At 58.8% G+C, this 13,591-nt stretch carries 14 protein-coding genes; 4 read left to right on the top strand and 10 right to left on the bottom strand.

The annotated features are described in order from the left end of the window. Positions 1-2 precede the first annotated feature (2 nt). Both ACQUQU_RS18430 and ACQUQU_RS18425 read left to right on the top strand, forming a co-directional pair. Positions 3-914: a CLCA_X family protein gene (locus tag ACQUQU_RS18430; RefSeq protein WP_430461179.1), complete on the top strand. Its 912-nt coding sequence runs from the start codon at positions 3-5 to the stop codon at positions 912-914. Next, entirely contained in the window at positions 911-2,689 is a 1,779-nt protein-coding gene (locus ACQUQU_RS18425) for a VRR-NUC domain-containing protein (RefSeq protein ID WP_430461178.1), read from the top strand. Before ACQUQU_RS18430 ends, ACQUQU_RS18425 begins: the two co-directional genes overlap by 4 nt. A gap of 29 nt (positions 2,690-2,718) precedes the next feature. Here ACQUQU_RS18425 and ACQUQU_RS18420 read toward each other — a convergent pair whose 3' ends face one another. Beyond that, entirely contained in the window at positions 2,719-3,828 is a 1,110-nt protein-coding gene (locus tag ACQUQU_RS18420; RefSeq protein WP_430461177.1) for a YheT family hydrolase, read from the bottom strand. Between the two features lie 170 nt (positions 3,829-3,998). On the opposite strand from ACQUQU_RS18420, the gene ACQUQU_RS18415 reads away from it, so the two are divergent. Continuing rightward, complete coding sequence (locus ACQUQU_RS18415) at positions 3,999-4,445, top strand: c-type cytochrome (protein ID WP_430461176.1); 447 nt, start codon at positions 3,999-4,001, stop codon at positions 4,443-4,445. On the opposite strand, the gene ACQUQU_RS18410 is transcribed toward ACQUQU_RS18415, so the two are convergent. Beyond that, positions 4,435-5,118 (bottom strand): cytochrome b/b6 domain-containing protein, encoded by a 684-nt coding sequence (locus tag ACQUQU_RS18410; protein WP_430461175.1) that lies wholly within the window; start codon positions 5,116-5,118, stop codon positions 4,435-4,437. The genes ACQUQU_RS18415 and ACQUQU_RS18410 overlap by 11 nt on opposite strands. An 87-nt stretch (positions 5,119-5,205) precedes the next feature. Beyond that, positions 5,206-6,135, bottom strand: coding sequence for a hypothetical protein (locus ACQUQU_RS18405; RefSeq protein ID WP_430461174.1), 930 nt, complete (start codon positions 6,133-6,135; stop codon positions 5,206-5,208). A 214-nt stretch (positions 6,136-6,349) separates the two neighbouring features. Between ACQUQU_RS18405 and ACQUQU_RS18400 the strand changes: the two genes are divergently transcribed. Further along, entirely contained in the window at positions 6,350-7,213 is an 864-nt protein-coding gene (locus tag ACQUQU_RS18400) for a hypothetical protein (RefSeq protein WP_430461173.1), read from the top strand. Positions 7,214-7,267: 54 nt separating this feature from the next. Here the strand turns inward: ACQUQU_RS18400 and ACQUQU_RS18395 are convergent, their stop codons facing one another. From ACQUQU_RS18395 to ACQUQU_RS18365, 7 genes are all read right to left on the bottom strand, one after another. Beyond that, the gene (locus ACQUQU_RS18395) at positions 7,268-7,969 is read right to left on the bottom strand and encodes an ABC transporter permease (protein WP_430461172.1); all 702 of its coding nucleotides are present in this window, start codon (positions 7,967-7,969) and stop codon (positions 7,268-7,270) included. A gap of 1 nt (position 7,970) precedes the next feature. Further along, entirely contained in the window at positions 7,971-8,666 is a 696-nt protein-coding gene (locus ACQUQU_RS18390; RefSeq protein ID WP_430461171.1) for an ABC transporter permease, read from the bottom strand. 35 nt (positions 8,667-8,701) lie between these two features. After that, positions 8,702-9,454 carry an ABC transporter substrate-binding protein gene (locus ACQUQU_RS18385; protein WP_430461170.1) on the bottom strand — a complete coding sequence of 251 codons (753 nt, stop codon included), beginning with the start codon at positions 9,452-9,454 and terminating at the stop codon, positions 8,702-8,704. Positions 9,455-9,493: 39 nt separating this feature from the next. Then, positions 9,494-10,270: an ABC transporter ATP-binding protein gene (locus ACQUQU_RS18380; RefSeq protein WP_430461169.1), complete on the bottom strand. Its 777-nt coding sequence runs from the start codon at positions 10,268-10,270 to the stop codon at positions 9,494-9,496. Between the two features lie 444 nt (positions 10,271-10,714). After that, entirely contained in the window at positions 10,715-12,124 is a 1,410-nt protein-coding gene (locus tag ACQUQU_RS18375) for an NAD(P)(+) transhydrogenase (Re/Si-specific) subunit beta (protein WP_430461168.1), read from the bottom strand. A 12-nt stretch (positions 12,125-12,136) separates the two neighbouring features. After that, positions 12,137-12,421: an NAD(P) transhydrogenase subunit alpha gene (locus ACQUQU_RS18370; protein WP_430461167.1), complete on the bottom strand. Its 285-nt coding sequence runs from the start codon at positions 12,419-12,421 to the stop codon at positions 12,137-12,139. A gap of 5 nt (positions 12,422-12,426) precedes the next feature. Further along, positions 12,427-13,563, bottom strand: coding sequence for a Re/Si-specific NAD(P)(+) transhydrogenase subunit alpha (locus tag ACQUQU_RS18365; protein WP_430461166.1), 1,137 nt, complete (start codon positions 13,561-13,563; stop codon positions 12,427-12,429). Positions 13,564-13,591: the final 28 nt, after the last annotated feature.

Here is a 13,591-nt window from a genome sequence, read left to right as displayed (position 1 = left end):
GGATGCGAGAACCCTCTTCCCCCCTGCTGAAACGCGCCTTCTACCGCTCTGGCCCCGACCAGCGCACCCTGCTGGGCGGCGTTATTCCGGATTTTCTGACCATACGCCAGTGGTTCGGCTTTCGCGGTGTGGAAATCGGCAAATGGGTAACACGGGCGGAACAGGAACAGGCCGCCGGGCTGTTTTTCGATGCCCTGTGCGACCTCACCCAGATTCTCGCCGGACGCCCGTTAACACCCACCGACAGCCTGCTGCTCGGCCAGTCGTTAATTTCATTGCGCGGCACCCTGGCGCTGCAGTACAGCAGTGGCGGACGGCCCGGTGTGTCGGCCCATTACGCGCCCCTGCAGCAGAGTTTTGCGTTGGCCAAAAACGCCGGCCCTGGCAGTATTGCCCACGAATGGTTTCATGCCTTCGACTACCACATGGCCGCCAAGGCGTATGGCGATGCCGGCCCGCTCGATTTTGCGTCCAAACTCTGGGTAAAAGACAAAACCCTGAAACCGCACCGGCTCAACCAACTGCTCGCCGCCTGTTACGCCGCCGTGCTGCTCGACGATGAAGGGCAAGCCCCCAGCGACCTGTTCCGCGCCTCGGCGGCCAAGGACAAAGAGCTGAATACTTTCTATTACAGCCAGCCCGAAGAATGCTGCGCCCGTGCCTTTGAAGCCTTTGTGCAGGACGCGTCGATTAAAAATGCGTTTCTGGTGAAAGGCACCCAAAAATCCGCCGATGCCGAAGCCGGCCTGTATCCACAGGGCCGCCAGCGGCTGGCCATTAAACGCGCCTTTTCGCGCTATTTTTCTGCTCTGTGCGACGCGCTGCTGGCGCAGTCGCTGCATGAAAAAGAAGCGGAAGAGCAAAAACACAACGCGGCAGAACCGGCATCTCAGCCCGGCGGTGACGCGCCATGAGCCTGACCGCCGCCGATGTTAATACGCCGTTTTATTACCTGACCAATTTCCACACCGCCCTCAACTGGGTACTGAGCCACAGCGCCGATTTACTCAACACCTGCGAACAGGAAGCTGTCGGCCGTTTTCAGCAGCTGCCACAACCGGCACAGGCGCTGTTGCTGCGCATGGTGATGCGCAAGGGCGACTGGTTCCGCCACAGCGCGCTGCAGTACGAGGAAATTCCGGCCAGAACAGACGCATTAACGGCCTTGGAGAACGCCGGTTTCTGTGTCGCCAATGCGGCAGTCAGCAGCGCCGATCTCGGCCCTTTATTGCGCAAAGACGAACTGCTGGCGGTGCTGGAGCGTGAACGGCAGAAACAGCCGGATCTGATTGACGATAAAAGCCTGAAAAAATTGCGCAAAGACGAGCTGCAGCAAACCTTTGAGCAGGCACTGCACGAGGTGCAGCCACAACCGCTGAGCGCATGGCTGCAGCAGGACGATGCGCTAGTGCAGCTTACCTGCATGCCGCTGTTCGATACCGTACGCGTTTTATTTTTCGGTAATGTCTGGCAGGACTGGTCGGAGTTTGTGTTAACCGAACTTGGCCACCAGCGTTACGAGAATGTGCCTTTAAGTGTCCAATCCCGTGCCTTTCGCGACCGCGACGAGCTGACCTATCTGCTGTTTTTAAGTGACTGCCAGCAACAGCTGCACGATGCCGTTCAGCAACTGAAAGACAAGCGCCTGAGCGCCGAGGCTGTGTCGGCGGTTTTGCACGGTATTACCCGGCAACTCTTACAGCATTCGCCGGTGCTGCAATCCATGCCGCACAGGCTCGCCGACACCCACTGGCTGACGCTGCGCTGGCACAAAGTGCTGGCTCAGGTCGGCCGTGAAGCCGAACGGCTGCACGACACCGAACTCGCATTAACCTGCTACGACGCCAGCGCACATCGCGATGCCATGGTGCGCCGGCTGCGCGTGCTCGAACTGGCGGCGGTTTCCGTCGACGATTTCCGCGCGGTCGCCAGCGGCTGTACCGAGGCGCTGGCGCGCATTGAACATCCGGAAGCGCGCATTACCCTTGAGCGCATTTACGCCCGCTGCGCACGCAAAGCGGGGCTCGCAAAACCTGCGCCGACACAGAAGGCAATTAAAGATTTTCCGTCGCTGTATTTAACCCTGAGCGATAACGGCGATGCGGTGGAATATCAGGTACGCGACGCATTAAATGCCAACCAGAACGGCCGTTGTTATTACGTCGAAAATACCCTGCTGTCGGGGCTGTTTGCGTTGCTGTTCTGGGATGCGCTGTACGCGCCGCTGCCCGGTGCCTTTTTTCACCCGTTTCAGAGTGGTCCGGCGGATTTATTCCGCGACGATTTTGTCCGCGCCCGCCAGCCGCTGTTTGATGCCGGCTTCGCCCGCCTGCAAGGCGGAGAACATGTGGCACTGATACGTCAGCGCTGGCACGAAAAACAGGGCATCAGTTGTCCGCTGCTGCACTGGCCGTCGCTGGACGAAGAACTGCTGGAACACGCGTTGCGCGTTATTGCGCCGGCCACGCTGAGCCAGCTGTTCCGCCATCTGCTCAGCGATTTGCGCCACCACAGCCGTGGCCTGCCGGATTTAATCTGGCTCGGCAACAACGAGGCGGACGGCTTCCGTCTGATTGAGGTGAAGGGCCCGGGCGACCGTCTTCAGGACCACCAGCGGCTGTGGCTGGAAGTATTCCTGCGCTCAGGCATTGAGGCGCAGGTTGCTTATGTCAGCTACGCCCAGCCCTGATTGAACGGGTCTGAGTTAACGGGCCTGAATTAACAGGTCTGGTGCTGTGCGACAAAAAATTCCGCCGCCAGCTGATGCCCCCAGGGGCTGAGTGTCAGGCCGGAAAAATACGCACAGTGGCTGCCTCGGCGGGTAATGGCCAGCAGGGTATTGGGCATTTGTTTTACCTGCTGCTGATATTCCCACGCGTTGTCGATGTGACATACAGGGTCGTCTTCGGCGTTCAGAATCAGCAAAGGCACCTGAATATTCTGAAACACCTTCATCGGGTTACTGGCGTCCATAAAATCCTGCAGCGTGCTGAAGCCTGCGCATTCATACAAATTCTGATGAAATTCGTGCAGATCCTGCGACTGAATGCACTGCTGATAGGTGCGGAAGCCAGAAAATTCCGGCACGTGCGAGGTAATAAACTGGCGGATCAGCTTCTTCGCCATCATGCGGCTGTAAAAGGGTTTTGCCCGCGCAAAGGCGACTTCAATGTTGTAGCCCGGGCAATACGCCATGCCCGCTTTAATGGGCGATTGCGCGCCTTCTTCGCCGAGAAAACGCACCAGCAAACCAGAACCTGCCGACGAGCCGATGGCGTATAAATCCGACTGCGGATATCGCGCCTGAATAACGCCAATCTGCTCACGCAGGTCGGCGGTATCGCCCATGGTATTAATGCGCGGTGCGGTTAACGGCAAATCACCATGACCCCGGCGCTGACACAGCACCACCCGGAAGCCGGTGTAGTCGGCCAGATCGCGCACCAGACCGCGCATGCTGTGCGGCGAACCGGTGATGGTGTGCAGCACCAGCAGGGTCGGGCTGTCGGCCGGTTTATCCAGCCCCAGCCAGTGCAGTGCAGTGGTGCCGCCGTCGGCCATGGTCAGCACGTCGGTCTGTTCGTAGGCGAGTTTTTTACCCAGACCTTTTTTCAGCCCCAGTGCCAGTAATTGCAGGTGCGTGTTGAACAGCCAGGGCGTGACGTAAAAGCGGCGGCTTAAGCGTGGTAATTTCTGCAGCAGGGCTTTATTGTGCGGGTTGTCCTGATACACCAGCGCTGGTGCCAGTGCCGCCGTGCGACGGTAATACATCACCAGCAGTACAACCAGAATACCGGCGCCCGCCAACACCATCATTGCGTCCGTCATACGCCCTCCTGCCTGTGGATTAAGGCGCCCGACTCTAACAGATGGCCCGGGCCTGTGAAGCCATTCGTCAGCTTTGATCGTTAAAATGTAAAGCTTGGTAATGGTTCATGGTGCTCCGGCGGGTGACCGATACACTGACCCCGACCTGATAATGCTGAGAGGATCTGCGTATGAAAACCATCACCCGCCTCGGACTGGCCGCTACCCTGATTGCCATTGGCAGCAGCGCCATGGCCGCTCCGAAACCGTTTGAAGCCGTTGAATACCGCAAAGGTATCTTTAAAGCCGTGAAGTGGAATTTCGGCCCGATGGGCGACATGGTGAAAGGCAAAACCGAATTCAACGCCGACGATTTTGCCCGTCGCGCCGGTAATCTGGCCGCGCTGAGCAAAATGCCGCTGGAAGGTTTTATGCCGGGCACCTACGAGCGTTCCACCAGCGCCCTGCCGGTGATTGAAGACGCCTGGGATACCTTCGCCAAAACCATGGGTGACTTTGAAACCAACAGCGCCGCGCTGGCCGAAGCCGCCAAAGGCGGTGACATGAACGCCATCCGCCCGGCGTTTATGAAAGTCGCGCAGACCTGCAAAGCCTGCCACGACAAATTCAAAGACTGATCAGTCCCCAGACGCTGGCGGCGGCCACCGCCGCCAGTATCACACCGCGCAGCCACACGCCTGTTGCGCCTGCCGCCCGATTCATTCCACTGACCTGATCAACGACGTCATGGGCCGGTTTGCGCCCTGTGATCATCGCCTGCACCAGTGGCTCTTTGCGCAGACGCTGGTGATACGCCACCGCCGCAATATGCAGCCCGGCCAGAATCAGCAGACCATCGAACAGCAGTTTGTGCACACGGGTAATGTCGAGGCTCAGGTCGTAACCGACCAGATGCACCAGCGGACCTTCGGTCATGATGTCATCGTTGGCGAACAGGCCAGTGCCCGCCTGCGCCGCACACCAGAGCAGCAGAACCACCACCGCCCAGCCGCCGAGCGGGTTATGGCTCAGGTAAACCGGCTCGCGCCCCTTCAGCAGTGCCAGGGTGTAGGCCAGCGTCCGTTGCGGTGAATACAGAAAGTGGCGGAAGCGGGCATACGCCGTACCGGCAAAACCCCACAATACGCGGAACACCACCAGCCCCAGCAGCGCATAGCCACAGCGTTTGTGCCAGTCCATCCAGTCGCCGCCCTGCTCGGCTGTCCACCAGGCCGCGCCGATCACCAGCACCAGCAGCCAGTGAAACAGACGCACAAACCCATCCCATACCCGGATGCTGTGATCGCTCATTGTGTTCTCCGCCCAAGCAAAAGCGCAGTCTACACCGGCTGCCGGGTTCGCCCGTGCACCGGCGCGTAAAGGATGGTCAGCGTTGTGCTATTTGAGCTGCAGCCACAGGCGCTGATCGGCCAGTGGCGTCTGCGGCGGCAGTAAGGGGTTACTCAGCGGGAAGACCAGACTCTGGCTGAGCCGGCTTAACGGGAAAATCGACTTTGTGGTCGGGTGCTGCTGCAGAAAGGCCAGCAGTTCACCGCTGCTGACCAGCCGCTCCATGCCCAGCGTCAGGCGCTCCAGCAGACGCGGATTGTCACGCGCAACGAAGAAATAATTGGGAAACGGATAGGCCAGAATCAGGCGGTCATAGGCCATCAGATCCTGCCGGGCGACGTGACTGACTTCGGCGTAGACCTCGTTCAGCCCACGCGGGAAGTAATCGCAGCGGCCGCTCTGCAGCATGCTGTACATCACTTCGAACAGGGTTACGCGCTGCACCCGGTAGCCGTTGTGCTGCAGGATATCGGAATCGGGCCAGTGGTCGCCCTGACAGGCGAGCATGGCCTGCAGCTGCTCTGGTGTGTCAATGGCGTCGAAGCGCGCCTGATCGGCCTTGCGGATCACAGGCACCCGGTAGCCGAGCAGACCGGCGTACAGCGGCACCCGCACCGGCGCCACCAGTTCTTCACGGGCCGGGTCGGTACCAGCCCAGAACACGTCAATCTGATGATCGACCAATGCCTGAAATGCCCGCGCCTGACTGAAACGCAGTTCGCTGGCTTCAATCGTACTGGGGCCGTATTCTGCGGCGGTTGCGTCCAGGGCTTTCTGCAGCAGATCCGTGTAGTAGCGGTAGCTGCCATCCAGATCAGAGCGCTGGGGCTGCACGCGGATGACAGAGGCCGCCTGCACCTCAGGTGTCAGGGCTGGCAGCATCACCAACGCCGGCAGCAAGCCGCACAGGAGCGTCAGCAGCACACGGAGTTTGACTGCGGAGCAGAACATCGACAGCACGAGGGACTTCAGGCGCATACACAGATCCGCACAAACAGAATGCTCTGAGTATGGCGCAAAGCCGCAGCCGCCAACAGAGGAGCTGAATATCTGCCCATAGCGCCACAATGGCCTGATCGGGAATTGCCTGCCACGGGCGGTGCTCACTATGCTGATCCTCCCATTCCGCCGCATCGCGGCCGCCGGCTCAGGAACTGGCCGGCCATCTGGCGCAGAAGCCAAGGAGTCCGACATGAAATCAGCCTTAACCCTGCTCACCGCCTTGACCCTCGCCAGCGCCCTGCCGGCAACCCTGGTCATTCCGCAGGCAGAAGCCACCTACACCCCGAAGATCAAAAATATCCGCATCCGTCAGACCACGGAAACCGGCGCCGGCAGCTACCGCTTTGAAGTCGTGAGCAACGACAGCGTTACGCCGCTGCTGACCGACGACGGCATTGCCGACCCTTACGACGTGCAGGTGGTGGTCAACAAAAACCGCGTATTGGAATTACAGCCCGGTCCGCTGCTGCGTCGCCTGAGCAGTGCGTTATTCATCACGGCGGCGGACAAAACCACGCTGACGCTGGTGCTGGAAGACGCCCGTGGCGACGTGCTGTTCAAGGGCATCGGCCGTGGCAGCGCCGGCAGCTCGGCGCGTTTTGAAAGCGCAACCTACGCCGACGGCGCGGGCTTCACGGTGGGCGCGTTCAGCGTCAGCGCCTACGCCGGTAAAAACAACTTCGGCTTTGCCGTCGACATCAACGGCGACGGTGCCACCGCCGTGGTCAGCGCACGCCTGATCAGCAGCGAAGACAATGGCAGCCGCGTGCCGGTGGTGCGCGAAGTGAGCATCAGCGACGAGGCCATCAGCCGCGAGCGCATTTACAGCACACAGGTGACCTTCAGCGCCGACCCGGTCGGCAGCCTGTACGACACCGATGTGATTCTGACCGGCGAAGGCATCAAGGAGAAAACCAGCACCACGCTGGAAGTGATCCGTCTGCCGGGTGCGGACGGCGCACCGGGGCCGGTGATGGCTGTTACCGGCAATGGCCGTGGCACCCGCAACAGTGCGTCGGACAGCGGACAGACCCAGCCAGCAGAACTGCTGTAACCGAAAGAAGCAGGAAAGAAAGAGAGGAACCGGCCACGGACGCGGCCGGCAGACTCACGCCTCGCGGCGGATGTATTTGTGGCGGTTGATGCGGGATTCCGCCAGACGGAACGCGCCCAGCAGAACCGCGGCCATCACCAGATAAATCATGCCGGCGGCGAAGAAGATTTCCAGCGGCGTGTAAGTACGGGCAATCACAGTGCGCGCCATACCGGTAATGTCGAGCAGGGTAATGGTCGACGCCAGCGCGCTGCTCTTCAGCATCAGCAGCACTTCGTTGCTGTAGGCCGGCAGCACAATGCCAAACGCGCGCGGCAGCACGATGCGGCGGGTCAGCGTGGTGCGGCTCATACCGAGGGCGCGGGCCACTTCAATTTCACCGGTCGGAATTGCCTGAATGGCACCGCGGATCAGCTCGGCGGTGTACGCCGCTGTGTTCATGGTGAAGGCGATGATGGCGCACCAGTAAGGTTCTTTCAGCACCGGCCACAGCAGGGATTCTTTCACCCAGTCAAACTGCGAGGCGCCGTAATAGATCAGGAAGATCTGCACCAGCAGCGGCGTGCCACGGAAGAAGAAAATGTACCCATACGCCAGACCTTTCAGGGCCGGCTGTGACGAGGCGCGCATCAGCGCCAGTGGTACCGCCAGCAGAAGACCCACCACACCGGATAAAAACACCAGCTCCAGCGTCAGCCACGCGCCTTCCAGCAGGCGTGGGTAGTATTGCCAGATTACGCTCCAGTCCCAGTTCATCTTATGCCCGTTTACTGCGAAGTTCTGGCTTGCTCATGCGCTCCAGCACTTCAGTGGTGGCGGTGGCCAGCAACGTCAGAGCCAGATACAGCACAGCGGCTGCCAGATAAAAATCGAAAGGATGTTTGGTGGCGGCGGAGCCGACACTGGCCTGACGCATGATTTCGTTCAGACCAATCACAGACACCAGTGCGGTGTCTTTCAGCAGAACCTGAAACAGGTTGCCGAGGCCCGGAATGGCGAAGCGCCATACCTGCGGGAAAATAATACGGAAAAACGTCTGGCTGCGGCTCATGCCCATGGCTTCGGCCGCTTCACGCTGACCGACCGGCACTTCCAGCATCGCCATACGGAATACTTCGGTGGAATAAGCACCGAAGGCAATGGCCAGCGCGGCAACACCGGCGGCGAAAGCGCCGACTTCGATGTATTCCTCGTAGCCGAATAAGCCGGCTGCCCACATCAGAATCTGCGCCCCGCCAAAATACAGGGTCAGAACCAGCAGCAGCTCGGGAATACCACGCACAACCGTGGTATAGGTCGTCGCCAGTCCGCGCAGGACCGGCGACGCCGAGAGTTTGGCCGATGCGCCAAGCACACCGATGACAAGTCCGATGGCCAGACTGGTCAGCGCCAGCTGGATGGTCATCCAGGCGCCACTGACCAGCAGGTGGCCGAAGCCCTGCAGATCCATCATCGGAGCACACCCTCAGAACGCATCGCCATCACCCCTTAGTAAATATCGAACGGGAAGTACTTGGCGTTAATTTCCTTATAGGTGCCATTGGCAACGATCGCATCCAGCGCTTCGTTCAGACGCTTACGCAGGTCTTCGTCTTTCTTGCGTACGGCGATACCGATTTTGTCGTCGATATCCAGGTCAGCGCCTTTGAATTCAAAGGTGGCGCCGTCTTTGGTCTGCAGCCAGTCGTAAGCCGGGAATTTATCGGACAGGATGGCGTCGATACGGCCAGCCGCCAGATCCAGATAGGCGTTGTCCTGAGTGTCGTACAGCTTAACGTTTACTACGTCAGAGTATTTGTCTTCCAGAGTCTGACCGGCGATGGTGGCACGCTGTGCACCTACGCTCAGACCTTTCAGGCCGGCTTTGCTGGTGTCCAGGGTTTTACCTTTAGGACCGACAAACGCCAGGCTGTTGGAATAGTATTTGTTGGTGAAATTCACCACGCGCAGACGCTCTTCGGTGATGGACATCGAGGCGATAATGGCGTCGTACTTACGCGCCAGCAGACCCGGGATGATACCGTCCCAGTCCTGAGCCACGATTTCGCAATCGGCTTTCATCTGGGCACACAGTGCTTTGGCGATATCGATATCGAAACCAACCAGTTGGCCCTGAGCATCGACCATGTTGAACGGCGCGTAGGCACCTTCACTGGCAATACGGATTTTGTCGCCGGCAAATGCGGCCGGAGCCAGAGCACAGCTGACGGTCAGGCACAGGGTAGCAATGAGTTTCTGCATCTTGTTCTTCCTTCTTGAGTGGGTAATGAATCTGCGGGCTTATGCTTTGTGACTGTTCATAAAGTCGCGCACACGGGTGGAATCCGGGTTGTCGAAGACTTTTTCCGGGGTTCCGATTTCTTCCACCTGACCCTGATGTAAAAACACCACGGTGCTGGAAACTTCGCGTGCAAAACGCATTTCATGGGTCACGATCAGCATGGTGCGGCCTTCGTCTGCCAGCTCGCGCATCACCGCCAACACTTCGTTGACGAGTTCCGGGTCGAGGGCAGAGGTCGGCTCGTCGAACAGCAGAACCTGAGGGTCCATCGCCAGCGTACGGGCAATGGCCACGCGCTGTTGCTGTCCGCCGGACAGGTGCGCCGGGTAGGCGTCCTGCTTGTCGGCAAGCCCGACCTTGCGCAGCAATTCCTGTGCCCGGGCAACGGCAACGTCGCGCGGAATCTTCAGAACGTGAACGGGTGCCTCAATCAGGTTCTGCAGGATGGTCATGTGTGGCCACAGGTTGAACTGCTGGAACACGAAACCCAGACGCGAACGCAGACGTTCGAGCTGGCTCTTGTTCTCGGCCACCAGTTCGCCTTGCTTATTGCGCACCAGTGACAGTTGTTCATTACCAATAATGATTTCGCCCTGATTGGGTCTTTCCAGCAGGTTAATGCAGCGCAGCAGGGTACTTTTACCCGAGCCGCTGGAACCCAGAATGGAAATAACGTCGCCCTTGTTGGCTGTCAGACTGACGCCCTTCAGCACTTCAAGATTGCCGTAGGACTTATGGATGTTGATCAGCTCCAGAGCTGGGTGATTCGTATTCATGCGGAAAGACTTCAGCGCAGGTCGTAAGTGAAGGGCGGGAAAATCGCATATCTGGCCGTTTCAGACAACTGTCACAGATCAAACGGCGCGCTTTGTGCTCCGAATGTCTGCTTTGCAGTGCGTTTGCGAACCAAATAAGTGCGTTCAGGCCAATCCGGCGTCCCGTTATCAGGGCACGCCTGAATGGCCGGAAACAAACAGCGGCAGACCCTGAGGCCGGCCGCCGGCCCGCTTGCTCTGTTGCGGTGATACAGCTGCACCATCGGCTGGCATGTGTGTGCGGACCACCCGCCACGTTCTCAGGGTCCGCGCACTCAGGCCGCACCGGATACAATCCGCTACAGAACCAGAAGGCTATAACAACACGAGCCTCATAAGAGGCCCGTGGGGTTCCCGTCAGGGAAGGCAGCATCGCCTCAGGGCGCGCTGCCGGTGCGTCAGATCTTACAGATCTTTCAGCGCAGAAATGGTGTCCTGCAGAACTTTCTTCGCGTCGCCGGATACCATCAGGGCGTTGTCGCGAATAAACAGTTCGTTCGGGATACCGGCGAAGCCTGGCGACAGACCACGCTTAACCACAACCACGGTACGGGCGTTGTGTACGTCCAGAATCGGCATACCGAAGATCGGGGAAGCCGGGTCTTTGGCAGCGGCCGGGTTCACAACGTCGTTGGCACCCAGAACGATGGCAACGTCAGTCTGAGCGAACTCAGGGTTGATGCTGTCCATTTCCACCAGCTGATCGTACGGCACTTCGGCTTCGGCCAGCAGTACGTTCATGTGACCAGGCATACGACCGGCTACCGGGTGAATGGCGTATTTCACGTCCACGCCTTTGGCTTCCAGCATGTTGGCCAGTTCGCGGGTCGCGTGCTGAGCCTGAGCAACGGCCAGACCGTAACCCGGTACGAAGACCACTTTCTGGGCGCCGTCGAGCAGCATGGCCAGTTCGTCAGCAGACGAGAACTTCACTTTGCCTTCGTAGAAAGCATCGTTCTCAGACTTGCTCACGCCAGCAGACGCCGCCATAGAACCACCGAACAGTACGTTGGTCAGGGAGCGGTTCATCGCCTTACACATGATGGAGGTCAGGATGATACCGGACGCGCCCACCAGAGAACCGGTGATGATCAGACCGTTGTTGCCCAGTACGAAACCGGCAGCCGCGCCAGCCAGACCTGAGTAGGAGTTCAGCAGGGAAACCACAACCGGCATGTCAGCGCCACCGATTGGCATCACCAGACAGATACCCAGAACCAGACACAGTACGATCAGACCAGCCACCAGCAGGTCAGCGTGCAGCGGGTCAACCGCAGCGAAGTAACCAGCACCGGCCAGCAGGGTCAGCAGGCACAGTTTAACGATCCATTTGAACAGCTTAACGTTCTTGGCATCGCCGATTTTGCCTTTCAGTTTGCCCACGGCAACGAAAGAACCGGTCAGGGTCACAGCGCCGATCAGAATGGACAGGATAACCGCCACAGACCAGTCGTAAGTGGCAACGAACTTGCCCATTTCGCCCAGTTTCTGGCTTTCCAGATAGTTAGCGGCAGCTACCAGCAGGGAGGCACCGCCACCCACACCGTTCAGCGCCGCGACCATTTCCGGCATATCGGTCATCTGTACTTTCTTGGCCATCAGGGCGCCAATGCCGCCACCGATCAGTACGCCAACGATGATCCAGGTGTAATCAACAACGTTGTAGTCGAGCAGAGCCGCAACGACCGCCACCAGCATACCGATGGCCGACATCTGGTTACCGCGTACGGCAGTTTTCGGAGTGGTCATGCCCTTGATGCCGAGGATGAACAGCACGGCGGCAACGAGGTAACCCAGGTTGATCAGAATATCCATTGTCCCGCTACCTTATTTCTTCTTGAACATGTTCAGCATGCGGTCGGTTACCATGAAACCGGCCACGATGTTGATGGTGGCCAGCACGATGGCGGCCACGCCCAGTACGGTCGACAGCACAGTGGTGTGCTCGCTGCCGCCGGAGCTGATGATCGCGCCCACAACCACGATACCGGAGATGGCGTTGGTGCCGCTCATCAGTGGGGTGTGCAGTGTTGGCGGTACTTTGTTGATCACTTCCACACCGACGAAGATCGCCAGTACGAAAATGGTCAGGCTCATGATGAACATTTCCATGAGGATTATTCCTTCTCGATCTGGGCTTTCAGGCCCGCGTGTTTGATTTCGCCGTTCTCAGTGATCAGAGTGGCGGCCACGATATCGTCTTCCATATTCACGTTGAGCTTGCCGTCTTTGGCCATGTTCAGCAGGAATGTGGAGATGTTCTTGGTCAGCAGCTGGGAAGCGTGTACGGGTACACGGCCCGGATGGTCGGTGTAACCGATGATGGTCACGCCATCCAGGTACACTTTCTCGCCGGCCACAGTGCCTTCTACGTTACCGCCACGCTCGGCGGCCAGGTCCACGATCACGGAACCTTTCTTCATGTAGTGCAGCATGTCTTTGGTGATCAGACGCGGAGACGCCTTGCCAGGAATCGCAGCGGTGGTGATTACCAGGTCCGCCTGAGAAATCTTGGTGGTCATCTGTTCGCGCTGCTTGCGGTAGAACTCTTCGGACTTCTCAGTCGCGTAACCGCCGGCCGCAGTGCCCTGCTCTTGTGGCAGATCGAATTCCACGAACTTGGCGCCCAGGGATTCAACCTGTTCACGCACTTCTGCACGGGTGTCGTAGGCTTCAACCACAGCGCCCAGACGACGGGCGGTAGAGATGGCCATCAGACCAGCAACACCGGCACCAATGATGAATACGCGCGCCGGGTGAATGGTACCGGCAGCGGTCATCAGCATCGGGAAGTACTGTGGCAGAGCCATAGCACCGGTCAGAACAGAACGGTAACCAGAGATGGCACCCATGGAGCTCAGAACGTCCATAGACTGCGCACGGGTGGTACGCGGAATGAATTCCAGCGCGAACGAACGCACATTGCGCTCAGCCAGTTGCTTGATCAGCGGCTGGTTGAACCAGGCGTCCAGCATACAGATCAGGGTGGCACCGTCTTTCAGCAGTGGCACTTCTGAATCCAGTGGCTGACGCACTTTCAGGACGATATCGGCCTGGCCGTACAGAGATTCGGCAGACGGAGCAATGCTGGCACCACAGTTACGGTACTCATCATCACTGAAGTGAGCAGCATCACCGGCACCTTCCTGAATGACGACTTCAAAGCCGGCGTTCAGCAGGGTCTGAATCCCGCTTGGTATCAGGGCGACGCGCGCCTCCCCAGGATAAATCTCCTTAGGTACACCAATTAACATAGTTAAAACTCCAGTTAGTTATCTTGAT

The sequence above is a fragment of the Thalassolituus sp. LLYu03 genome (genome assembly GCF_050507655.1).
In the GTDB taxonomy this organism is placed as follows: domain Bacteria; phylum Pseudomonadota; class Gammaproteobacteria; order Pseudomonadales; family Oceanobacteraceae; genus Venatoribacter.
The sequence above is the reverse complement of the archived record's forward strand: the minus strand, read 5'-3'. Positions and strand labels throughout refer to the sequence as shown.